This is a genomic window from Brevibacillus sp. FSL K6-0770 (assembly GCF_038000275.1).
Classification (GTDB): Bacteria; Bacillota; Bacilli; order Brevibacillales; family Brevibacillaceae; genus Brevibacillus; species Brevibacillus parabrevis.
Genome location: NZ_JBBOBQ010000001.1, coordinates 3,763,416 through 3,785,718, shown reverse-complemented (window position 1 = coordinate 3,785,718; position 22,303 = coordinate 3,763,416). Strand labels below are relative to the sequence as shown.

24 protein-coding genes are annotated in these 22,303 nt (G+C 53.0%); 16 read left to right on the top strand and 8 right to left on the bottom strand.

What is annotated here, in order from left to right; translation table 11 throughout:
- Positions 1-71: 71 nt before the first annotated feature.
- Positions 72-572 (bottom strand): hypothetical protein, encoded by a 501-nt coding sequence (locus NST23_RS17775; protein WP_122964974.1) that lies wholly within the window; start codon positions 570-572, stop codon positions 72-74.
- 65 nt (positions 573-637) lie between these two features.
- Here NST23_RS17775 and NST23_RS17770 point away from each other — a divergent pair, with 65 nt between their 5' ends.
- A complete protein-coding gene (locus tag NST23_RS17770) occupies positions 638-1,285 on the top strand; it encodes an MBL fold metallo-hydrolase (RefSeq protein ID WP_173597025.1) in 648 nt (215 codons plus the stop codon).
- 96 nt (positions 1,286-1,381) lie between these two features.
- Positions 1,382-2,668: a CapA family protein gene (locus tag NST23_RS17765; RefSeq protein ID WP_122964976.1), complete on the top strand. Its 1,287-nt coding sequence runs from the start codon at positions 1,382-1,384 to the stop codon at positions 2,666-2,668.
- A gap of 13 nt (positions 2,669-2,681) precedes the next feature.
- Here the strand turns inward: NST23_RS17765 and NST23_RS17760 are convergent, their stop codons facing one another.
- The gene (locus NST23_RS17760; RefSeq protein WP_173597026.1) at positions 2,682-3,755 is read right to left on the bottom strand and encodes a hypothetical protein; all 1,074 of its coding nucleotides are present in this window, start codon (positions 3,753-3,755) and stop codon (positions 2,682-2,684) included.
- A gap of 111 nt (positions 3,756-3,866) precedes the next feature.
- Here NST23_RS17760 and NST23_RS17755 point away from each other — a divergent pair, with 111 nt between their 5' ends.
- Entirely contained in the window at positions 3,867-5,006 is a 1,140-nt protein-coding gene (locus tag NST23_RS17755) for a class I SAM-dependent methyltransferase (RefSeq protein WP_340964177.1), read from the top strand.
- A gap of 33 nt (positions 5,007-5,039) precedes the next feature.
- Here NST23_RS17755 and NST23_RS17750 read toward each other — a convergent pair whose 3' ends face one another.
- Together NST23_RS17750 and NST23_RS17745 are read right to left on the bottom strand one after the other, a co-directional pair.
- The gene (locus tag NST23_RS17750; RefSeq protein ID WP_063229689.1) at positions 5,040-5,306 is read right to left on the bottom strand and encodes a DUF2626 domain-containing protein; all 267 of its coding nucleotides are present in this window, start codon (positions 5,304-5,306) and stop codon (positions 5,040-5,042) included.
- A 150-nt stretch (positions 5,307-5,456) separates the two neighbouring features.
- Positions 5,457-6,155 carry a helix-turn-helix transcriptional regulator gene (locus NST23_RS17745; RefSeq protein WP_122964979.1) on the bottom strand — a complete coding sequence of 233 codons (699 nt, stop codon included), beginning with the start codon at positions 6,153-6,155 and terminating at the stop codon, positions 5,457-5,459.
- A gap of 338 nt (positions 6,156-6,493) precedes the next feature.
- Between NST23_RS17745 and NST23_RS17740 the strand changes: the two genes are divergently transcribed.
- The 3 genes from NST23_RS17740 to NST23_RS17730 all read left to right on the top strand — a co-directional run bounded on the left by NST23_RS17740 (position 6,494) and on the right by NST23_RS17730 (position 8,532).
- Positions 6,494-6,871: a Spx/MgsR family RNA polymerase-binding regulatory protein gene (locus NST23_RS17740; protein ID WP_063229687.1), complete on the top strand. Its 378-nt coding sequence runs from the start codon at positions 6,494-6,496 to the stop codon at positions 6,869-6,871.
- A gap of 117 nt (positions 6,872-6,988) precedes the next feature.
- Entirely contained in the window at positions 6,989-7,747 is a 759-nt protein-coding gene (locus NST23_RS17735; protein WP_122964980.1) for an enoyl-CoA hydratase/isomerase family protein, read from the top strand.
- Between the two features lie 140 nt (positions 7,748-7,887).
- Positions 7,888-8,532: an RsfA family transcriptional regulator gene (locus NST23_RS17730; protein ID WP_122964982.1), complete on the top strand. Its 645-nt coding sequence runs from the start codon at positions 7,888-7,890 to the stop codon at positions 8,530-8,532.
- A 71-nt stretch (positions 8,533-8,603) separates the two neighbouring features.
- Here the strand turns inward: NST23_RS17730 and NST23_RS17725 are convergent, their stop codons facing one another.
- Positions 8,604-9,071: an N-acetyltransferase gene (locus NST23_RS17725; RefSeq protein WP_063230368.1), complete on the bottom strand. Its 468-nt coding sequence runs from the start codon at positions 9,069-9,071 to the stop codon at positions 8,604-8,606.
- Between the two features lie 275 nt (positions 9,072-9,346).
- Here NST23_RS17725 and NST23_RS17720 point away from each other — a divergent pair, with 275 nt between their 5' ends.
- The 10 genes from NST23_RS17720 (at position 9,347) to NST23_RS17675 (ending at position 19,437) form a co-directional block, all read left to right on the top strand.
- Positions 9,347-10,696, top strand: a complete 1,350-nt coding sequence (locus NST23_RS17720; protein ID WP_122964983.1) for an acetyl-CoA carboxylase biotin carboxylase subunit — start codon at positions 9,347-9,349, stop codon at positions 10,694-10,696.
- A gap of 14 nt (positions 10,697-10,710) precedes the next feature.
- Entirely contained in the window at positions 10,711-10,923 is a 213-nt protein-coding gene (locus NST23_RS17715; protein WP_122964984.1) for a biotin/lipoyl-containing protein, read from the top strand.
- Positions 10,924-10,972: 49 nt separating this feature from the next.
- Entirely contained in the window at positions 10,973-11,887 is a 915-nt protein-coding gene (locus tag NST23_RS17710) for a hydroxymethylglutaryl-CoA lyase (protein WP_173597028.1), read from the top strand.
- Between the two features lie 14 nt (positions 11,888-11,901).
- The gene (locus tag NST23_RS17705; protein ID WP_173597029.1) at positions 11,902-12,675 is read left to right on the top strand and encodes an enoyl-CoA hydratase-related protein; all 774 of its coding nucleotides are present in this window, start codon (positions 11,902-11,904) and stop codon (positions 12,673-12,675) included.
- A gap of 16 nt (positions 12,676-12,691) precedes the next feature.
- Positions 12,692-14,230 carry an acyl-CoA carboxylase subunit beta gene (locus NST23_RS17700; protein WP_122964987.1) on the top strand — a complete coding sequence of 513 codons (1,539 nt, stop codon included), beginning with the start codon at positions 12,692-12,694 and terminating at the stop codon, positions 14,228-14,230.
- Positions 14,231-14,433: 203 nt separating this feature from the next.
- Positions 14,434-15,396, top strand: coding sequence for a ketopantoate reductase family protein (locus NST23_RS17695; RefSeq protein WP_173597030.1), 963 nt, complete (start codon positions 14,434-14,436; stop codon positions 15,394-15,396).
- Positions 15,397-15,795 (top strand): DUF3397 family protein, encoded by a 399-nt coding sequence (locus NST23_RS17690; RefSeq protein WP_063230374.1) that lies wholly within the window; start codon positions 15,397-15,399, stop codon positions 15,793-15,795.
- A gap of 53 nt (positions 15,796-15,848) precedes the next feature.
- Entirely contained in the window at positions 15,849-16,406 is a 558-nt protein-coding gene (locus NST23_RS17685; RefSeq protein ID WP_122964990.1) for a helix-turn-helix domain-containing protein, read from the top strand.
- A gap of 114 nt (positions 16,407-16,520) precedes the next feature.
- On the top strand, positions 16,521-18,140 hold the full coding sequence (gene bshC / locus NST23_RS17680; RefSeq protein ID WP_173597031.1) for a bacillithiol biosynthesis cysteine-adding enzyme BshC: 1,620 nt from the start codon (positions 16,521-16,523) through the stop codon (positions 18,138-18,140).
- Between the two features lie 241 nt (positions 18,141-18,381).
- Complete coding sequence (locus tag NST23_RS17675) at positions 18,382-19,437, top strand: S-layer homology domain-containing protein (protein WP_340964175.1); 1,056 nt, start codon at positions 18,382-18,384, stop codon at positions 19,435-19,437.
- A gap of 81 nt (positions 19,438-19,518) precedes the next feature.
- On the opposite strand, the gene NST23_RS17670 is transcribed toward NST23_RS17675, so the two are convergent.
- From NST23_RS17670 to NST23_RS17660, 3 genes are all read right to left on the bottom strand, one after another.
- Positions 19,519-20,100, bottom strand: coding sequence for a hypothetical protein (locus NST23_RS17670; protein WP_122964993.1), 582 nt, complete (start codon positions 20,098-20,100; stop codon positions 19,519-19,521).
- Positions 20,101-20,235: 135 nt separating this feature from the next.
- Positions 20,236-21,447: a CynX/NimT family MFS transporter gene (locus NST23_RS17665; protein ID WP_173597033.1), complete on the bottom strand. Its 1,212-nt coding sequence runs from the start codon at positions 21,445-21,447 to the stop codon at positions 20,236-20,238.
- A complete protein-coding gene (locus tag NST23_RS17660) occupies positions 21,444-22,145 on the bottom strand; it encodes a FadR/GntR family transcriptional regulator (RefSeq protein WP_173597034.1) in 702 nt (233 codons plus the stop codon). Before NST23_RS17660 ends, NST23_RS17665 begins: the two co-directional genes overlap by 4 nt.
- Between the last annotated feature and the right edge of the window lie 158 nt (positions 22,146-22,303).

The window sequence follows — 22,303 nt, the reverse complement described above, 5'->3', positions numbered from 1 at the left end:
CTTGGCAAAAAAGCAGGCGGGTTCTCCAAAAGGGAGCCCGCCTGCTTTTTTATGCGCGGCGCGAAGGCACGTTACGACAAAGCCAGAAAGTCCAGCTTGACCTTGTATGCCTTGGCGATCCCTGCGGCAAGCTCCGCCAGATTGCTGTCGATGAGGTAGATGGTATCCGCTTGATCCGCCTGGGGGATCGTGCCCTTGACATGCTCTTTCCATTGCTCGGCCGCTGCCCAGCGATCGTCGGGCGAGCCGGAGTTTTTATCTGCCGTAAACAGCGCGACTTGATCTGCATAAACAAACGTATGGCCATTTTCCGTGACGAAGCCGATGTCAGCCCCCTCGTCTATTACGGCTTGAGGAGGAAGCAGCAGCAAGGAGAACTCCTCCCCAAGCATGTTGGATTTTTGCAAGATCGCCGCAAGCTTGTCCCGCTCTTCTTCGCTCTCGACAATAAAAAGCAGTTTGTCCCGAGCAAAGACATTGACATGGTCTCCGATTTTATGTATGACTTGAGCATAGAACCCGGGCAGCTTCCCGGCGGGGATCGCAAGCTCGATTCCGTACATATGTCGCATATCCTTCATCCTTTTCGCAAGCTTTCTTTTTATCGTATCAAAAAATCAGGGAGGTTCCTATTCTTATGAGCGACCAACATCTCGCCGTCCAATCTTTTGCCTTGGGAGGCTTTCAAACGAATGCCTACGTCTTGACCAACAAAGAAACAAACGAAACGATTGTCATTGATCCAGGTATGCAGCCAGAGCGGCTGCTCCAGGAAATTGCCGGTAAAAACGTCGTAGCGATCTTGTTGACCCATGCGCATCTCGACCATATCGGAGGGCTGAATCAAGTAAGAGCGCTGACCAAAGCTCCGGTGTACATTCACCCGCTGGAACAAGAGTGGCTGACCAATCCTGATCTGAACGGGTCGAGCCGTTGGGGACTGCCTGAGCCGATTGTTTGCGAGCGGGCAGAGCATGAGCTTGCCGATGGTCAAACGCTTGCTCTGGCTGGTTTCTACATCCAGGTGCTGCATACGCCCGGGCACTCTCCGGGAAGCTGTTCCTTTGTGATCGGAAAGCATTGCTTTGGCGGGGACGTCCTGTTCCAGCAAAGCATCGGCCGTACCGATCTGTTCGGAGGCGACTACGAGACGCTGATGATCAGCATTCAAGACAAGCTGTTTGAGCTGGAAGATGACACCATCGTCTACCCTGGACACGGTCCCAAGACGACGATTGACTACGAAAAAACGTACAATCCGTTCGTGACAGGCATGCTGCGCTAAAAGACTTCACGATTGTTTATGAGGCAAAAGAAGAGGAAATGGCTTGCAGACGGCGAAAAGGAAGTGGGTTACATTATCGCCAAAGGAGCTATTGTCATGAAGCAAACATGGAACAAGTGGGTCATCATCACAGCATTAGGCTGTATGAGTCTGGCCGGATGTGTCCCGCCAGCAGCCCCTGATAGCCACGCTTCCAAGGCTCCTGTCCTGCAAGTGAGTCCGTCCGACAATGCCACGCCGCAGACAGCAGAGGAACCGACTACTGACTCGCCATCCGATACAGTCCCCCCAACTGGGGAAGCGCCGCCATCCCGTTTTCCGGAACAGCGGATTTCGCTTCTCGCGGTCGGGGATATCATGGTTCACCAGGAGCAAATGGATGCCGTCTGGAACCCGGCGACCAAAACGTATGACTTCCACAAGTTTTTTCCTTACGTCACGCCGCTGTTTCAGCAGGCTGACTGGGTAATCGGCAATCTGGAAACGACGATGAGCGGCAGTCAGGCCCGCTACTCGGGATATCCGATGTTCAATTCCCCGGAATCTTTGGGGCAGACATTGAAGGAAGTCGGTTTCACTGCGGTAACGACTGCGAACAACCACTCGATGGATCGCAAAGAGCAAGGCGTGCTGCAAACGCTCAAGTACCTCGATCAGGCGGGAATTTTGCACACAGGGACGTTTGCCAGTGCCAAAGAGCGCGACGAGCCGCTGCTTTTGACCAAGGACGGATTTACGCTCGCTCTGCTTTCCTATACGTACGGGACGAACGGAATCGCCATCCCCAAGGACAAGCCATACCTCGTCAACCTGATTTCGCCTGAGTTGATGAAACAGGACATTGCCCGTGCGAAAGAAAAGGGAGCCGATCTCGTTGCCGTCGCCCTGCACTTTGGGGTCGAGTATCAGCGGTTGCCGAATGCGGAGCAGATCAAGACAGCCGAGCTGTGCTTGACGTACGGAGCCGACTTGATTTTGGGGGCGCATCCGCACGTGGTTCAGCCGTACGAATGGAAAACCGTTACGCGGGAGGACGGCACACAACACAAAGGCTTGATTACGTATTCGCTGGGGAACTTCGTCTCTGCCCAGAGATGGGATTACAAAGATGTCGGCGCGATTCTCAAGCTTACGCTGCACAAGGACGAGTCTGGAAAGGCGAGTATCGAACAGGCGGAAATGCTGCCGACCTACGTTCATTTTTTCCGCAAAAACAACAAGCGCAATTATGTCGTTTATCCCGTGGCGGAGACATTGGAGGGATTGCAGCGCGGGGAGAAGTATCCGGGCCTCACGAAAGAAGCGATCCAGTACATGACCCGCTTGCAAAAGGAGATGCCTGTTCACATGAATATGGCTGTTTCCAAGAAAAAAGCCAGCTAACCGTTAGCTGGCCTTATTTCTTTCCGAAGCCGAAGGGGAGATTCAATTTCAGTTGAAGCTTCAGCTCTTCGTTTTGCAGGCTGATTCCTTGCACCTGAATATTCGGGGAGATCAGCTCGGGGTAGAAGCCGAGGTCGTACGTCTTTTCCATTTCGTCGACAGTTGCTTGCGGCAAGGCGAACCCGTCGAAATAAAGCTCCGTGATGTGGAACTTCAACTGGGTAGGAGAGACAAGCTCGTAGTTGCCGACCAGCCGAAGCTCCATGTGGTCATACGTGCCCTCGACGGTCAGCTTGTCGTTTTCAAAAGAAAAACGGGATTGCTTGAACAATTCGTCTTTTTGCATCAAAAACTGGTTGAAATCGCTCTGCTTGATCGTCAACGTGTGCGAGAAAAAGCCGTCGGACTGAATCCGGTCAGGCGTGGCCAACTCCGGTACTTGCACCATCACTTTGGCCAGCATGCCAAAAAACGTCTGGAAAGCGGGCAAGCCGCGTTTTTCCCAATCATTGATCAGATGATCCATCAGCGCTTCCACGGTGGTAGGATCGTCAAGCTTTTGCACGTTTTTTTCTTTTTCCGCCTGAATGGCGATCATCTCCGCCAGTTGCAGCTCGTATTTTTTGCGGAGGTCCTGGAGCAGAGTGAGTCGTGCTTGCTTGTCTGTCTGCATCGTGGCAAGCTTCACTCGCTCGGCGTGGTACGTCTGGAGCCGATTCATATCATACTCGTACACGAGCTGGTAGAAATCGAACATCAATAAAAACTCATTGAAATTTTCCGCATTGAGTAAAAGCGTGAGAAGATTGGCGCGTTCACCCATGTAATAAGCCCGTGCCACCTCGCCGGCATGGCGCTGCATCGCTTCAATCACCAGCTTTTGGCGTTGCAGGTCCAGATCGATTTGAGCGATATCCCGATAGGTTCGCGTCTCTTCATCCTTGAGCAAGGTGAGAGTTCGCTCCAGTTCTTTTTGGGTAAAATGCTGCTGCAAGATCAACTGCTCCAGCGGAATTGCAGTCTCTTCCTGGGCGAACACAGTCAGCGGACATACAAGCAGGAACAAGACGAGCAAAAATTTACGCATGTTTTCACCTTTTGCTTTCATGATGGAAGTCGCTTGCCTTTCCACATTGTATGACTTCTTTTTCGTATTATAGCCTTATCAGGTTGAATTTGGATAGCAGGAGAAGAGCCCATGGATATAAACGCTATGATTCGCCGTGAAATGGAAAGCCAGGAGGGAGGCGCGATCCCATTCGCACGCTTTATGGAGCTGGCCCTCTACCACGACTCCTACGGCTATTATATGTCGGACTTGCCCAAGGTAGGCAAAGATGGCGATTTTTTTACCAGCGCGACCGTACACGCTGTCTTCGGGGAAACATTGGCGGATGCCGTGATAAAGCTGTGGAGCACCGCGGCGATTGAGCAGCCTGTGCTCGTTGAAATCGGAGGCGGGACTGGCTCCTTGTGCAAAAGCATGCTTGCCCGCATACAGGAAGCAGCGCCAGATGTGTACGCCAAGCTTACGGTTGTGTTGATAGAAGCAAGCCCGTATCATCGCCAAAAACAGCAAGAGGCCCTTTGCGAGCACGAGATGCGCAAAATATGGTATTCGTCACTGGAAGAAGCAGCGAAAGCAGGCGGGCTAGAAGGAGTGATCGTGTCCAATGAATGGCTGGATGCCTTTCCCGTCCACTTGGCGCAAAAGACGAAAACGGGTTGGAAGGAAGTAGCGGTGACATGCGAGGAGGGGCAGTTCACGGAGGTGCTGCAAGAGCCGGGAGCCACGCTTTTGAACAGCCTGACAGATATCGAGGCTGCTACCGCGATGCCAAACGGGATGCGCATCGAGGTGAATCTCGGGTTGGAACAGGCGGCGCAGCAGGTCGGACGCCTGCTTGCCAAAGGCTACGTGATGACGATCGATTACGGCGACAGACAAGAGGAGTTGTACCATGCCAGCCGGAAAAACGGGACACTGATGTGCTACTACCGCCATCAAGCCCACGATAATCCGTACATTCACGTCGGCGAACAAGATATAACGGCGCACGTCAATTTTTCCGCATGGAGCCGTTTTGGCGAAGCGGCGGGGTTGCGAGAGGTTTTGTATATGCGCCAGGATAAATTTTTGCTCCAGAGCGGCCTTTTGACCAAAGCGGTCGTCCATCACGATACAGACCCGTTTACGAGTGTCGCGATGAAACGCAACCGGGCGTTGCTCCAGTTGATTGATCCTGCCGGGCTGGGCGGACGGTTTCGAGTCATGCTCCAGCAAAAAGGCGTGGAGAACAGCCTGGATACGGCAAGCTTTTTCAGGTCGTTTGCATAAAAAAAGATGCTCGCAGATGAGCATCTTTTTTTCTTACATCATCAGTTGCATGAAAGCGTGTTCTTGCGGGCCTACAGGCATTACGAAGAACGTGTAGTACGTGAACCCTACAAAAGACAGGAACATGAAGCCGAAAAAAATGTTCAGATACACTCGCTCAGTCAGGCTCATGTAGCTCAACGCTACGAAGAATGCTGTAAGACCGAAGAAGATGAGCGACATTGGGTACAGACCGCCCCAGAACGCCATCAGCGCGATAACGATGGTCCAGAAACCAAGCACGCGATACATACGATCCATTTGTTGTCCCCCCTTTTTGCCTAGATCGGTAAGATTTACAAGATTCCTACCCCATTATAAAGGACAGGCGAAGACGTGTAAACGATAAAGGTATGACGGATTTGGGGCGAAGGAAAACGCTTCAAATCACCGTCCGGGTGAGGATCATTCTCAATAATGGATAACCGTATAGTTGCACGATTTGCAGCCCCTGATCATCGAGCCATCCTCACGTAATTCAATCTTCCCTAAGTACGTTTCGAATATTCCCATGAGCAGAGCGTTATGCATCTCGCAAACCGCGCGCGGATATTTTTTGGCCGTGTCGGAAAACGTGCAGTTGTTTACACGAAAACGAAGGGTGCCTTCGTCCAGCTTTTCAATATCGGGTTTCAATCCCTGAGCAACGACGAGTCGATGGATCAGGTTCAATTTCTCTTCCAAAGTAGCCGTTTGCAGATTCAATCCGCTTTGGACAACCGCCCGTTTCGCCATCTCTGTACCAATGCGATGCCCCATATTGATCAGAGCGGCTTCGCCCGCCTCGCCGAGCGACAGCAGGCTTTCGATTGCGATATCGGCCAGAAGCTGATAGTCGCGAGGTGGGAACTGGAGGCTCACCACCTGTTCAGACAGGGAATACAATCGACTGGGACGTCCACCTTTGCCACTTTTGTCCGAGACGGCTGTGAGCAAATTCACGTCCTCCAGCTTTGTCAGATGCAGGCGGGCCACATTCGGATGGATGGAAAAGTGGTCTGCGACATCCTGGACAGTGATTGGATCTTTGCTGTACGCGACAAATTGGTAAATGGAGAAGCGGGTGGGGTCTGCCAAAGCACTGGTTAACTTATGCGCGTCGTGGTCCATGCCGGATACCCCTTTCTCAAGTGACAAACCGTGTTCCATATTTGTTTGAAAAAATTTCACATCCACATAAGTGTATCCGATTTTGTTTGGCTTGTTAAGGTGGCAGTGTGCTATAACAACACATCCCCCAAATTTTCTGCCTAGTTTTTAGATTAACTACTATTGACATAGTGTTTATTGTAGATTTATAATCCAAAGTAAGGAAAGAATTTTTATTAGCTTACTTTTTGTGAGTTAATAGCTCAAAGCAATTGCATCCGGCAATTGGCAAAAGAGCACATGGAAACACCAAGAATACACGAAACCAAATGGGTATAGATGAGATGGAGGGGTAACCGATGGCAGTTGCTGAACGTACTCAAACACAAAAATTAACGTTTTTCACGTATCCGAGCTGCACATCCTGTCGCAAAGCCAAAGCATGGCTGGCAGAGAATGGCGTCAATTACGAAGAGCGTCACCTGTTTAAAAACCCGCCGACAGCCGAAGAGCTGCTCGACATCATCAAAATGACGACAAACGGACTGGACGAGATTTTGTCCACGAGAAGCCAACGCTTCAAAAACTTGGACGTCGATATTAATGACATGTCTGTCAAAGAGTTGCTGGAGATGCTGAGCGAAGAGCCGCAGCTTCTGAAACGCCCGATTTTGACAGATGGCGAGAATTTGATTGTCGGCTTCAATTCTTCCGCGATGAAAAACTTGTTGTCCTGAAAAGGAGGAGGCATACTGCCTTCTCTTTTCTTTTTTTGCCCGCATCCGATATGATTTTGTCGCGCAAACCAGTAAAATAAAGCAAACAAAATCGAAGCAAAGGATGAGATTGCGCTCATGGATACCGTACTGCTGCAAAAAGAAGCGGGCATTGCCACGATTACGCTGAATCGGCCGCACGTACATAACGCGGTCAGCATGGAGCTGGTCGACGAGCTGCACCATGTTTTGGCGGACTGCCAGGCAGATTCGCAGGTGAAGGTGCTCATCATTACAGGTACAGGCAAAAGTTTTGTCTCCGGGGGAGACTTGAACCAGTTTATCGCGGCGCGCGGACATGATCAGGCGTATCCGCTGCTGAGCAAGGTGGCGGGACTGTTGTCTGCCATCGACACGTTCACCAAGCCTGTCATTGCCATGATCAACGGCGCTGCTGTCGGAGGCGGATGCGAATTTGCAGGCGCTTGCCATTTTCGCTTCGCCAGCGAGCAGGCGCGGTTCGGCTTTGTGCAGATCGGCATGCATATTACGACAGGCTGGGGCGGGGGAAGCCGGCTTCTCGACATGCTCCCGGAGTCGAAAGCGTTGGCTCTTTTGCTGGCGGGAGAAAGGCTGACGGCGCAAGAGGCCAAGTCGTACGGCTTCGTGGACGAAATCTACCCGCACGATCAGCTGCAAGCGGCTGTGCACGCGTTCGCGAAAAAAATCGCCGCGCAGCCGTTGGAAGGGATCGAAGCGTACATGCAGCTCGTCCGCTGGAAGCGGGAAGGAATCGTGCGGGCCGAGCGCATCGAGCGCGAGGTGGATCAATGCGCAAAACTATGGGGAAGTCCGGCGCATGTCGCCGTCGTGGAAAAATTTCTGAACAAGCAGTAACCGCCCGCCAGATGGTTCTTCTCGTTTAAACATTTATTTGCTTGGACATACTTTTTCTAGTAGAAAGCGATTCTACAAGAGTAGGGAAAAGCATAGGATGAACTACATCATCCTTTTTAAAGGTAACGGGAGGGACTCATATGGTAGCTTCCAGACAAGACGCATGGACCGAAGATGACGATCTCGTGTTGGCGGAAGTCACCTTGCGCCACATACGCGAAGGCGGTACACAACTTGCCGCATTTGAAGAAGTGGGTCAAAGGTTGGGCAGGACAGCAGCTGCGTGCGGATTTCGCTGGAATAGTTGCGTGCGCAAACGTTACGATGCGGCAATCTCGATAGCCAAAAGTCAGAGACAGCAATTGAAGAAGATGGGCAGGATTCAAACGCCAGCTACCATTGTGGAGACAGAGGCTGTTTTGTTGCCGCAAAGGCAATTGCCGCCTGCTGTTGCCGAGATGCAGGCTTCTGAACTGGAATCAGTGGAAGAAGAGCAAATCGAATCGGTTATTCGCATGCTCGTCAACCAGAAGGAAATGGCGAGGCGCTTGCGACAACTGGAACAAGAGTTGGAAGGCAAAGATTTGGAGTTAAAAGAATTGAAGGATGCGCATGAGCGAGCCAAAAAAGAACTGGAGCAGGTGCAGGGAGTAAATGACGATTACCGCGCGCTTGTTCAGATCATGGATCGCGCGCGCAAGCTGGCCTTTTTGCAGGAAGAGGAGTCCTCCAAAGCTATTTTCAAAATGGATGAGAACGGCAACCTGGAGCGAGTGGAAAAATAAATGCTGCGCAGCAAACAAAAAAAGAAGCGGTTACATTCCGCTTCTTTTTTCTGTCCTGTCCAAAGGAAGAGCTAGTCTTGCAGCTCCACATTCTCTGGCAACCAGACGTAAGGGTTTTCGCCGCGATCGCGCATCGGATTGTATTTGACAGGGGTAAAGCCCATTTTCAGCCAAAATTCGTCCGCACGACAGCGGGAGTTTGTTTTAATAGGAGCGCCAAAGCTTTTTGCGTGGTTAACCAAAGCCGTGCCGTAGTCTTTGCTGCGGTAATCAGGCAGGACTTCAAGCTTCCACAGCTCGTAGTAATCTTGGGCTGGTTGGAAATAACGGTCGTATTTCCCGTCGATTTTATAGAGGCTCATGCGTGCTACCAGAAGATCGTTGTCATAAATACCGTAAAAAGGAGATTCCGAATCGTTCTCCACGATGTTCGCCTCCAGGTCTTCCTTCATCGAAAGCTCCTCCAGGCCAAATTCGCGAAACTTTTGAAATTCCTCCAGTGTCTTGTAGTTGATCTGTAAACGTCTTACTTCAAACATGGTCAGCCACTCCTCTCACAGCTCTTTGCCTTGGCCGGCTTAGGCCACTCCCCTTTATTATACACCATGATCGGATTTTCCGAAGCGTTTTCTTTGCCGCGTTGCGGAATTGTCAGAAAGCGAAAAAAGGTTCATGGAAAAAATTTAAAAATTCTTTCTAGAACTATGTTCATTCTCATGGCAAAATAGAAGTAAGCATCACATGAAACAAACCGAGCAAACAATTTGGAAACGCTTTCGATTGGAGTCGGTTTGTCAAAGAGGGGAGCGTTGCCATGCGTAAGGTATTGATCGCAAACCGTGGTGAGATTGCCAGAAGAATTATGCGCACCTGCCGCGAAAAAGGAGTCGCAACCGTAGCCGTCTACTCGGATGCCGACCGCGACCTGCCGTTTGTCCGTGAAGCGGATGAAGCCGTCCATATCGGCCCGCCGCCAGTGCCGCACAGCTACTTGAACGTAGAGGCTATCATCGCGGCGGCGAAAAGCACGAATGCCGATGCCATTCATCCCGGCTACGGACTGCTTTCGGAAAACGAAGCGTTCGCGAGGCGCGTTCTAGAAGAAGGGCTTGTATTCATTGGACCTTCGCCAAAGGTCATCGGGCAAATGGGCGACAAGCTGACGGCCCGCAGAATCATGCAGGAGGCAGGCGTGCCTGTCGTGCCAGGCTGCGAAGATTCGCTTGCGACAGTGGAAGAAGCGACAGCGCAGGCCGCTCAAATCGGCTATCCGGTCATGTTGAAGGCCAGTGCTGGCGGGGGCGGGATCGGCATGCAAATATGCCGTGAAGAGTCGCAGCTGTTGCAAGCCTATCAGTCGGCAAAGGGTCGCGCCAAAGCGTATTTCGGCAACGATGCGATGTACGTGGAAAAATATGTGGAGCGCCCGCGGCATATCGAGGTGCAGATTGCAGCCGACAACGCTGGCAATGTCATTCATCTGCTGGAGCGGGAGTGTTCCATTCAGCGCCGTCATCAAAAAGTGCTGGAAGAAAGCCCGTCGCCTTTTCTTGATCCTGCCACGAGAGAACAACTGTGCGAGGCAGCCGTCAAGGCAGCGAAGGCTGTCGGCTACACAGGGCTGGGAACGGTCGAGTTTATCGTAGATGAAAACAAAAATTTTTACTTTTTGGAAATGAACACGCGCTTGCAAGTGGAGCACGCCGTGACCGAAGAGATGACCGGATACGATTTGGTCGCTATGCAGCTGGCGATTGCCGATGGACAGCCGCTGCCAGTCGAACAGCGCGATGTTCAGGCGAAGCGGCACGCGATTGAACTGCGTGTGTACGCGGAAGACCCGGTGACGTTTTTGCCGTCGCCAGGCACGATCAGCCTGTATCAGCCGCCTGCCATGGAGCATGTGCGGATCGATGACGGGGTAGAGTCGGGAACACAGGTTACGCCTTTTTACGACCCGATGATTGCCAAAGTGATCATTTCCGGCGAGACAAGGGAAGAAGCTGTGGAGCGGGCGCAGGAAGCTATGCACCATTTTCTGATTACTGGTATTAAAACGAATATTCCATTTTTGCAGGAAGTATTGGCGGATGAACAGTTCCGGGGCGGAGACTACACCACCTGGTTTATTACGGAGCGGACAACGAAAACCAACCACAAGTAAGGAGAGGGTCTTGGATGAAACAAGTAGCAGCGAATATGGCAGGAACCGTCATTTCTGTTTTGGTGCAGCCAGGTGACACGATCAGCGAGGGGCAAGATGTCATCGTATTGGAATCGATGAAAATGGAAGTGCCTGTCCAGTCGATGGAAGCGGGAAAAGTCGTGGAAGTGAAAGCGAATATCGGTGATTTTGTCAACGATGGCGACATTATCGTCGTTCTCGAATAATTTTTTTCTTTCCAAACTGAGCGGTCGCTAGGAAAGGGGCGGGAAGATTGTGAACGTGCAAATCGTAGAGGTTGGCCCACGCGATGGGCTGCAAAATGAGAGCGTCATCGTACCCGCAGAAGCAAAAATCGAGTTGATTAAGAAGCTGATCGACGCCGGGCTTGTGCGGATCGAGGCCAGCTCGTTTGTCAATCCGCGCTGGATTCCGCAATTGGCGGACGCCGAGGAAGTTTTGCAAGGAATACTTCCAGCCAGCAAAAAGGACGTGCGCATCAGTGCGCTGGTGCCAAACGTTCGCGGGCTGGAGCGGGCGCGCCAGTGCGGCGTGAGCGAAGTTGCCCTGTTCATGTCTGCCTCGGAGAGCCATAACCGCAAAAATATTAACAAAAGCATCACGGAAACATTTCCTGTGCTGGCGGAAGCGGCGAAGGAAGCGCTCGCTCTCGGCATGCGCGTGCGCGGGTACGTTTCCACCGTGTTTGGTTGTCCGTATGAGGGAGCCGTCCCTGTTGACAACACGAGAAGAGTGACCCATGCGCTCGTCGAGATGGGCGTGTCCGAAGTTTCGCTCGGGGATACGATCGGCGTGGCAACCCCCAAGCAAGTGCACGAGGTTTTTCAGGAGCTTGTGAAAGATGTTACGACCGAGCGCTTAGCCGGGCACTTTCACGACACGCGAGGAACCGGGCTGGCGAATGTCGCGGCAGCGTTGGCGGAAGGCATCCGGATTTTTGACAGCTCCATCGGCGGCTTGGGCGGATGCCCGTACGCACCGGGGGCGGCAGGCAACATTTCGACGGAAGACTTGGTCTACATGCTGCACGGAATGGGCTATGAAACCGGAGTTGACCTGAATCGGCTGACAGAGGCAGGTGCCTACATCCAGGAACAGCTGGGCAGGGAGCTGACTTCCAAAGTTTTGAAAGCTAACCTGGCAAAGCAAAAGCAGGAGGAGCATACGTAGAGAGGAAGGGCCACATGACGATTTCCTATCGAAAAGACGGGCTGGTCGGTGTCGTGACGCTTGATCGGCCGGATGTGTTCAACTGTTTGAACCTGGAGACTTTGACGGAACTGCGCAAGCTTATCGCCGAACTTGCCTGCGATCGCAGCACGCGTGTCGTCATCGTCACCGGGGCGGGAGACAAGGCATTTTGCTCCGGCGCGGATTTGAAGGAACGGCGAGGCATGTCGCCCGAACAGGTGGAAGTGTACATTCGGACGATTCGCGACACGTTCAGTGAGCTTGAAAAACTGCAAAAGCCGGTCATTGCTGCCCTCAACGGTTTGGCACTTGGCGGCGGTACGGAGCTGGCGCTCGCCTGCGATTTGCGAATCATGAGCGAGCAGGCGCAAATGGGCTTGACGGAAACCTCTCTCGGCATTATCCCGGGAGCGGGCGGCACGCAACGGCTGCCGCGGCTAGTCGGCAAGGGCATCGCCAAAGAACTGATTTTTACAGCGCGGCGCGTTTTCCCGGCGGAAGCTTTGGCGATCGGGCTTGTCAACCGCGTCGTGCCGCACGAGCAACTGATGAATGTGTCCATGGAGCTGGCAGCGCAGATTGCGAGCAATGCTCCGCTGGCGCTGGCCCAGGCCAAGTTTGCCATCGACTGCGGCAGCGAAGTAGAGCTGGCAACCGGATTGATGATGGAGAGCAATGCGTACCAGCTGCTCGTTCCGACCAAGGACCGTTTGGAAGGACTGGCAGCTTTTGCGGAAAAACGAAAACCGATCTATCGCGGAGAGTGACGAGGGGGAGTAGCCGATGACCAAGCATTTGGAAGAGACGTTGCAGGAGAAGATCGCGCATATCAAGCAAGGTGGCGATGCCAAATACCACGAAAAGCTCAAGGAGCAGAACAAGCTGTTCGTCCGCGATCGGCTGAAGCTGTTGTTCGACGATGAGTTCATGGTCGAGGACGGGCTGTTCGCCAATGTCATGGCGGGAGATTTGCCTGCGGATGGCGTCGTGACTGCGATTGGAAAAGTAAACGGCCAGACGGTATGCGTCATGGCCAATGACTCTACGGTCAAAGCAGGCTCCTGGGGCTCGCGGACGGTAGAAAAAATCATTCGCATCCAGGAAACGGCGGAAAAAATGCGCGTACCGCTGATTTACCTCGTGGACTCGGCAGGCGCTCGCATTACCGACCAGTTGGAAATGTTCCCCGGCAGACGGGGAGCGGGACGCATTTTTTACAATCAAGTGAAGCTGTCCGGCAAAATTCCGCAAGTCTGCATTTTGTTCGGCCCATCTGCTGCGGGCGGCGCGTACATCCCGGCTTTTTGCGACATTGTGATCATGGTCGACAAAAACGCGAGCATGTACCTCGGCTCGCCGCGCATGGCGGAGATGGTGATCGGGGAAAAGGTGAGTCTGGAAGAGCTGGGCGGCGCCCGGATGCATTGCTCGGTGAGCGGCTGCGGCGATGTGCTGGCAGCAAACGAAGAGGAAGCGATTCAGTCTGCGCGCACCTACTTGAGCTTTTTCCCGGCGAACTACAGCGAGCAGCCTCCGCTCCAGGCGGCAAAAGCGCCGATCGAGACGGCCAAAGACATCACTACTATCGTACCGGAAAACCAAAATGCCGCGTTCAACATGCACGATCTCATTCAATCGCTCGTTGATGCGGATTCATTTTTCGAGATCAAGAAGCTGTTCGCCCAGGAGCTGATTACGGGTCTTGCCCGTCTGGATGGCAAGCCGGTCGGGATCATCGCCAACCAGCCACGGGTAAAAGGCGGCGTCCTGTTCGTCGATTCCGCCGACAAAGCGGCGCGCTTCATTACTTTGTGCGATGCGTTCGGAATCCCGCTGCTGTTTTTGGCCGACGTCCCAGGCTTCATGATCGGCACCGCAGTAGAGCGGGCGGGCATCATCCGTCACGGGGCGAAAATGATTTCCGCTATGGCCGAGGCGACCGTACCGAAAATTTCCGTGATTGTGCGCAAGGCGTATGGAGCCGGACTGTACGCCATGGCCAGCTCGGCGTTTGAACCGGACGCGTGCATTGCCCTGCCTGGAGCGCAAATCGCGGTCATGGGCCCGGAAGCTGCCGTAAACGCTGTGTACAGCAACAAAATTCAGGCGATCGAGGACCCGGCAGAACGTCAGGCGTTCATTCAGGAGAAGCGCAAGGAATACCAGGAGGACATCGACTTGTATTTGCTGGCTTCCAACCTGATCGTCGACGCGATTGTGCCGCCGAGCGGTTTGCGCCATGATCTGATTTCGCGCTACGAGATTTACAAGGGGAAACGGCAAGTTTTCTCTGACCGTAAGCATCCCGTTTATCCTGTATAAATATTCGTTGAGACTGTCGCTATCCCGCGGCAGTCTTTTTTGAGCAGATTGAAAACGGCGAGCAGTTGACCGCTTGAAAAACAAAGGAACGTGGCTGATAGAAATTTTTCGATAATTTTGATCTTTTTTGTTCCAATCAATTGAACAATCTCCTAAACTCTGCTATTCTTATAAAATAAGTATTGATTAATGTAGGTGAACAAATGCAACCCGATACAAGCGCTTTGCAAGTGGTTGTCGTTGGCGGAGGTTCCGTTGGTTTGCTGTATGCAGCAAGGCTTGCGCTCGCTGGTCAGTCCGTGACCGTCGTAACGCGCAGTTCACTACAGGCGAATCAACTCATGGAGCAAGGACTGTGGCTCCACAGTCTGGACGGCCAAAAAAACAGAGTAAACGTACAAGCCCAACCGATTGCAGATGGATTGCCGGAAGGGAACTTGTATTTGCTCACTGTCAAACAGCCCGATTTGCCCTCGCTACTCCCGGCTCTTGCCGAAATCCCTCCGTACGCGCGTGTCATTGCCTTGCAAAACGGCATGGGACACCAGGAATTGCTCGCATCTGTACTGGAGGATGCGCAATGCTACTTCGCCATTCATACAGAAGGAGCCAGAAGGCATTCTGCTACGGAAGTGGAGCATACCGGAACAGGGACGCTTCGCGTTGGTCCCTGGCAGGAAAAGGCAGACCGCGATGCTTTGATTGATGCATTCGTCACATGGGCAGTCGAGGCAGGCATCACAGCGCTTTATGAAAAAGCAATCGAACCGCATGCGTGGAGAAAGCTGTTGGCCAATGCCTTGATCAATCCGCTCACGGCATTGTTTGAGATTCCGAATGGCGCCCTCCTCGACAGTTCATATACGCAAGGACTGATGCGTGATTTATTTAATGAAGCTGTGGAGGTAGCTGCTTTTTCCGGACAGAAAATCGGCGATCCCGAATGGCAGGAAATTGTCGCCATTTGCCGAAATACTTCCCGTAATCTTTCCTCCATGCTTCAGGATGTGAAGCGGCAAAAACCGACGGAAGTGCAAGCAATCAACGGCTACCTCGTGAAGCGGGGAAAAGAAGCCGGGATTCCTACTCCGTTGCACGAAACCTTGCTTCGCGTCATTCTTCTCAAGACAAGCATGGGAATAGGGAAGGAGGGGAGGCGACAGTAGATGGCCGTGTGGACAACTTTCTGGTCCTATTTTTGGGGTACGCTGACCGTAGTGCCTTTCTTGGGGTTTCCGCTTGTTTACTTGATCGTGTACATGTGGAAGCGGAACAAGAGATTGGCCGGTCGCTGGGCGGTGAATATCACGAATTTTTTGGTGATTCGCTCCGCTGTTTCCGCATACGAACTCATCTGGCCTGAGGCGATGTCGGCCTGGTGGTGGGTGAGCTGCTTTTTCCTCGGCGCCATTGTGCTTTTGGGATGGCTCCAGGTCAAGCTGAAAGGAAAGCTATCTCTGAAAAAGGTCGGGTTTTCCGCCTGGCGGTTGTCGTTTCTCTGGTTTGGACTTGTCTATATAGTGCTGTTTACGACCGGCATAATCAAGACGATGGGTGTCGTGTAACGCACTGACTGATACATATCGTATTTATTCCGATAAGAAAGAAGGTTGGAACTATGCGACTTCCCATCGAGAGCATCGGACATAAGATTCGGATGATTCGAAAAGAACGTGGATTTACTTTGGAGATCATGGCAGGCAAAACAGGGCTCAGCAAAGGGCTGCTCAGCCAGGTGGAACGGGGGATATCCCAACCGTCACTGGATTCTCTCTGGAAAATTACAAAGGCCCTGGAGTCTCCGATCATTCATTTCTTCGAAGACATCGACCAAAAGCAAGTACACGTGACACGTCTGCAAAAGCGCAGACAGCTGGTTTTTCCCGAATCGACCGGCACGTATTCGTTGCTCTCGATGGGAGGAAGCGCCAAGCTGGGCATGCTGGAAGTGCGTCTGATGCCGAAGGAAATGGTCACAGACAAATTCGTCCAGTCCGAAGGCGAGGAGTGCTTTACCGTCATATCGGGTAGCGTGACAGCGAGGTTCAATGATGAAGAGCACGTGTTGGAGGCGGGAGACAGCATCTCGTTTGACAGCAGCAAGTCGCACACGATTGAAAACAGCGGCGAGGTGGAAGCTGTCCTGATCTGGTCTGTTACTCCGCCGCAATTTTAAAAAGATGCCAGCTCTACACTTTGACAACCCATTTAAGCGGGTTGTCTTGTTTTTTGTGAATGCCTGGCGTGGTATAATTTGCAGTGACCATCGCCCTAAGAAAGGTGAGCTAGCATGAATGTTGAACGCGTTGCGCTTCCATTGGCAAATCGGCTGGCGCGAGAGTACCAGCAGCAAAACGAGTCTGCCCTGTCATTTTTTGCCCATAATCCCTACCGAGATCAGGCATACCGGGAGCGGCTGGAGTGGCTGTCCACCCAAACCTTCAATCGGCTCCAACTGGCGGAAGGCTTACATAACTTTAATCAGGCGATCGGAAACCACCCCGAAGCGCTGGACAAAATCGAGTTGTTGAAGCAGCAGGATACATATGTCGTCATCGGCGGTCAGCAGGCAGGCGTCCTGACAGGCCCGCTGTATACGATCAACAAGGCCGTCCATTTGATTCAGGCGGCCAAAAAGCTCTCTGCCGAGCTGCAAGTAAACGTCGTCCCGGTCTTTTGGATCGCGGGCGAAGATCACGACATCGATGAGATCGACCACGTGTACTGGACGACGGATGGCGATACGCGTCTGCACAAAGAGCGGCTGTCGCTGAAAAAGAAAGGTCGTGCGTCTGCAAGCAAGCTTCCTTTGGAAGAGGAAGTGTGTATGCAGTTCCTGGAAACGTTTTTCCAGGAACAAACCGAGACGGCGGAAACGAAAAACGTACGGGAATTGCTGACGCAAACGGCGAAAAGCTCATCCACGGTAGTGGAGTGGTTTGCGCGTCTATTGGCGCAGTTGTTTGGCAAGCATGGCCTGATCCTTGTCGAGTCATCGCTGCCTTTTGTCCGGGAGTTGGAACGTCCCGTATTTCAGCAGGTGATCGAGAAAAACGAGCAAATGGCCCAGTTGCTGGTGCAGGCTTCCGAGCGGCTTGCCACAGCGGGCTACCCGTTGCAGCTTGAAGTCGACGAACATCAGGCCAACTTGTTTATTTATGAAGGCGAGGATCGCCTTTTGCTTTCCCGTCATCTGGATCGCTTTGTCAACAGACGGCAGTCGTACAGCCGCGACGAGCTGCTTGCGCTTGTCCGGGAACAGCCGGAGCGGTTCAGTGCCAATGTGGTCACGCGCGGTCTGATGCAGGAGCAACTGTTTCCGACGCTTGCGTTCATTGGCGGACCCGGTGAAATCGCCTACTGGGCGTATTACCGCGAAGTTTTTGCGTTGTTCGGGATGCAGATGCCGATCGTTTTGCCGCGGATGTCGATCACTTTGGTGGAAGGGGCGCATTTGCGCTTGCTGGAGGGTCTGGAGCTGTCTGTCGAGCAGGTTTTGACCGGCTTCACCGAATGGAAAGCTGACTGGGAGAAGAAACAAGGCCCGCATCCGCTGCACGAACAATTCGCCCAAGTGCGCCAATCGATTGAGCAGCTCTACCGTCCGCTCGTGGACGAAGTGATCCGGCTGGACCCGGGAATGCGCGGGCTGTCGGAGAAAAACAGCACGCTCTTGCTCGAACAAGTCTCCTTTTTGGAGGAGCGGCTGATTCGTTCCTTGCAGCAAAAAGAAGACGTGGCCTACAACCGGATCAAGCGAATCGAGACGACGCTGTTGCCGGAGGGCGGTCTGCAAGAACGCAAGCTGTGCTTTTTCCCTTTTGCAAACAAGTACGGATTGGAATTAATCGATCGCATGGTCGAAGCGCCATTCACCCATGACGGGACTCATCAACTGTTTTTTGTCTAGAAATCGCCAAAGCCGACTGCTCGTCCTGGACGAAACGTCGGCTTTTTTCTATGAAAAACGTCTCGATGTTTTTCAGGAAATGGGATGTGCCCGCTTGGCTTGCGGTCAACAAAACGGACATGACCATTTTGGTTGTTGCACCGCTTGTGGGAAAAATTTCTAACGAATAGACCGAAACTTTTCCGACAAATTTTGCGTCCTACGAATAAGGCAATTCCTGTGAGGAAAGGTGGTACTCGAGATGCAGAACAAGTTGCGACAAGTCGGGAAAAAAGCCACTGTTTTGGCGCTTGCCTGGTCAATCGCATGGGCGGGCGCGGCTTTTGGTGAGTGGAATCGGGCACAGGCCAGGGAGGAAAAGCCCGTAGCTTCCGCAGGCTCTTTCCTCGACACAAAAGGACACTGGGCAGGAAAAGAGATTGAATTGGCAGCGAAAAGCGGGTTGATCCAAGGCTTTCCGGACGGCACTTTTCAGCCGGAAAAAACCGTTACGCAAGAGCAATTTCTTGCCTTGGTGGAGCGTGTGCTGCCATCCTATAGCGGATTTGAGCCTGACGCTTTTGTCAAAGAGACGTATTTGGCTCCTTCCGTAGGTCGCTGGTCAGAGCAGACGTACCGTCATTTGGCGGCAGCAGGCATTATGTCGACAGGCAAACCGACAGACGGGATGACCAGACTGGAGGCGGCCCGCATTCTTTTGGCGGCGCTCGGACATCAATCCGAAGGGGAGAAGTATCGGGGAACGACCACGCGCTTTTTCTCTGATTTGTCTACCGCCAACGAACAGGAAGTCATGACCGTGTCCCCTGCGTACAAGATGGGCTTGCTCGCCGGATACCCGGACGGCTCTTTCCGTCCCAATAGTGCGATCAGTCGGGCACAGGCGGTCGTGATGCTGACGCGTCTGGACAGCAAAATCGAAGAGCTGTTCCCGGGCGAAGTGACGGCGAGCGAGAAAAAAGGGATGAGCGATGCGGTATCGGCGTTTGTCCGCGAAGTAATGGAGCAAAAAAAGATCAGACGCTATGCTGATCTGCAAGCTTACGTCAAAGAGAACAAGCTGAATGTCAGCGAACCGTTTTTGCGCGAGCACTTCTCTTTTATGAAGTACGAAGTCTACGATTACGTGCGGTTCCCGCGATTTAATGAATTGATGTACTATGCTAAAATCGGCACGAACAAATACAGGCTGACCGTGCAATACTATGCCGGAGAGCTTGGCGGAAGCGTCGACAAGACCTTTTACCTGTCCTCCCAGGATGGGAAGACGTTCCGATTGATTGGGAAAGATGAATAGCGGGTGTGGAAAAGCGAAAAAGCAGGGGGCCTTCCCTGCTTTTTTTGCTGCCAGCGCTGTTGCTGTTGCCTGCAAAAGGGGCTACTGTTTTCCTTGAAGCTGACGAATGAGTTTCCGGTTGAAGGCAACGGCGTCATCAGTCGTAGTCGTGTCATTGAGCAGGAAGGTAGTCATATAAGAGGCGTTTTGATGGTGAAAGGAATAAAACGCATACGTTCCGGAGGCGGCTTCTTTTTGCCCGTATTCGACTGTGATTCCTTCTATTTCGGCTGTCTTGGCGTCATGTAAGGAGTTTTTCATCGTGCTGATTTCCATGATGATGATTGGCCTGCCCGCGTACTCGCCATAAAAGATTTCACGCTGCTGCCTGTTGCGCATTTCCGCTTTTTGCTCGTCCGTGATTGGCAAAAGTTCTCCCTTTTCATCGGTATACACGATGGTTGCGATAGAGGGGCCAGCGATTTGTTGCCCGTTTACGATGGGCGGATAGCGAATTTCTGCATACTTGACGACCAGCTTGTCGTTTGAAGGAACAGCGATATCCATACCGATTTGCTCCTCCATCTGCTTTTCGATAGCCGAGGGAAGCGTGTTTGATTGCGGTTCGGCACAGCCGACCAGAAGCGACAGAGTCATCGCGGTACATAGCAGCAGACGTTTCATTTTCCAGGCTCCTTCCTCGCAAGGATCGTTTTCTATATTTTACCATGCGGGCAGGGCGGGTCGATACTCTGCTCCCCGAACAAAAAAGCGTGCAAGCCTTCGAAGGGCTCTTGCACGCTTTTTTGAAGCTTGTTTTTACACCGTCTGATTACGCCCGGCACCGATTCCGCTCAGGATTACGAACAGGCTGACGAAGCAGAGGATGGTGAGGGGCAATGTCCACGATTGCTGCCAGTCGTAGACGAGTCCGACGACAATCGGTCCTACCGCGGCCAGCAAGTAACCGATGGACTGGGCCATGCCGGACAAGCGGGCGGCCTGGCGTACGTCTTGTGCACGAATGACGATAAACGTGAGGGCGAGACTGATTGCTGCGCCTTGCGAGACGCCGAGCAAGAGCAGGCAGGCATACAGCAAGACCGTGCTGTTTCCGATCAAAAGCCCGGCGAATCCGAAGAGAGAGCAAAGCCCGATGACGGCAGCCAGCAGACGCTGATTGGACAATCGGGAAGCGATCACCGGGGTGAAAAAGCTCGCGGGTAAGCTGATGGCCTGAACAAGCGAGAGCATCCACCCGGAGCTGGCTTGGCTAATGCCGTGCTGCTGCAAAATAGCGGGCAGCCAGGCGATCGTGCAATAAAACAAAAAGGATTGCAGCCCCATGAACAGCGTGATTTGCCAAGCGAGCAGGGAACGCCACAGCCCTGGCTGCTTTTTTTGCCCGGCGTGTTTGACAGAAGCACTTCCGGCAGAGCGCAGCTGCGGAAGCCAGACAGCGATGGCGAACAGGACGGGAAGCGCCCAGGAAAAGAGCGAGCCTTGCCAGCCCCAATTCCCTGTACTGGCGAGCGGAATACTGATGCCCGAAGCAAGAGCGGCGCACATGGACATCGTCGTCGTGTACACACTGGTCATCAAGCCGGCTTTTTGCGGGAAACGCTGTTTGACCAGCCCCGGCAGCAGCACGTTGCAAATCGCGATGCCAGCTCCCACCAACGCGGTTCCGGCAAACAAGGTGAAGACGTAGCCGGACGAGCGCAAAATCAGACCGATGAGAACGACAAGCAGTCCGGCAAAAAGTGTTCGCTCTGCGCCGAGCCGATGCCCGATCCCCGGAGCCAGAGGGGAGAGCAGCGCAAAGGCGAGCAAAGGAACCGTCGTCAACAACCCGGACATGCTGTTGGACAGTCCGAGATCGCCTTGAATGGAGCCGACCAACGGCCCGACGGCAGTCAACGGTGAGCGCATGGCGAACGTAATCAGAATGATTCCGGCGATGATCAGAAACGGTTTGGGGGTGGCTGGCTGCGCGTTGCTTTTCGCAGTTGCCAATGCTGTCGGACTCATAAGTCAAGACTTCCTTTCTGTATCCGTTCCAAAAGAGCGGTCTTGCTTGCTTGAATCAGGCTCCTTGCCGCTTCCTCGGCTGCGTCTGCATTTTGCTCCGCAATCGCCTGAACCAGTGCCGTGTGTGTATGTGCCTGTTCATCCATCAACTCTTTTACATCGACCGTACCGCCTACGGACATGTGCAGCGACTCGGTCATTTGCTCGTACAGATCGATCATCACGCTGTTGCGGGTCGCGCGGGCAACCGCGATGTGGAACGCGACATCCGCCGAGATATAGCCCTGGGGGTCGTGTCTGAGCGAGAGGGACGTGTCCAGCTTTTGCCGGATCGTCTGCAAATCGGCCTCTGTCCTGCGGCTTGCCGCCAGTCTGGCGATCTCGCGCTCCAGTCCGTAGCGCACCTCCAAAATTTCCAGTAAAGTCGAGCGCTTGAGCCGACGCTGCATCGCCGCGCCAAACTCGCTCGCTGCGCGGACGTACGTGCCGTCCCCTTGCCGCGCTTCGAGCATGCCAGTGTGAATCAGCGCCTGTACCGCTTCGCGAAGCGTATTGCGGCTGATGCCTAGCTGTTCGACCAATTCAGGCTCAGGCGGGATGCGTTCCCCGACCTTCCATCTGCCAGACTCGATTCGTTCGACGAGCTGCTCCGCGATTTGCTTGACGAGCGAGGAACGAACGGGTTTTTGCAATGTCATGAACGAAACCTCCAAACATCCGATGATTGGGAATGTCGTCATTGTAGCACGGAGAAAGCAGGTGCACAAGATTCATAAGCTAGGAAACTGTTTAAAGCGAAAAAAAGACAGGCGCTTCTCCCGGAGCGGAAGAGGCAGCCTGTCGATGCTGTTGCGAA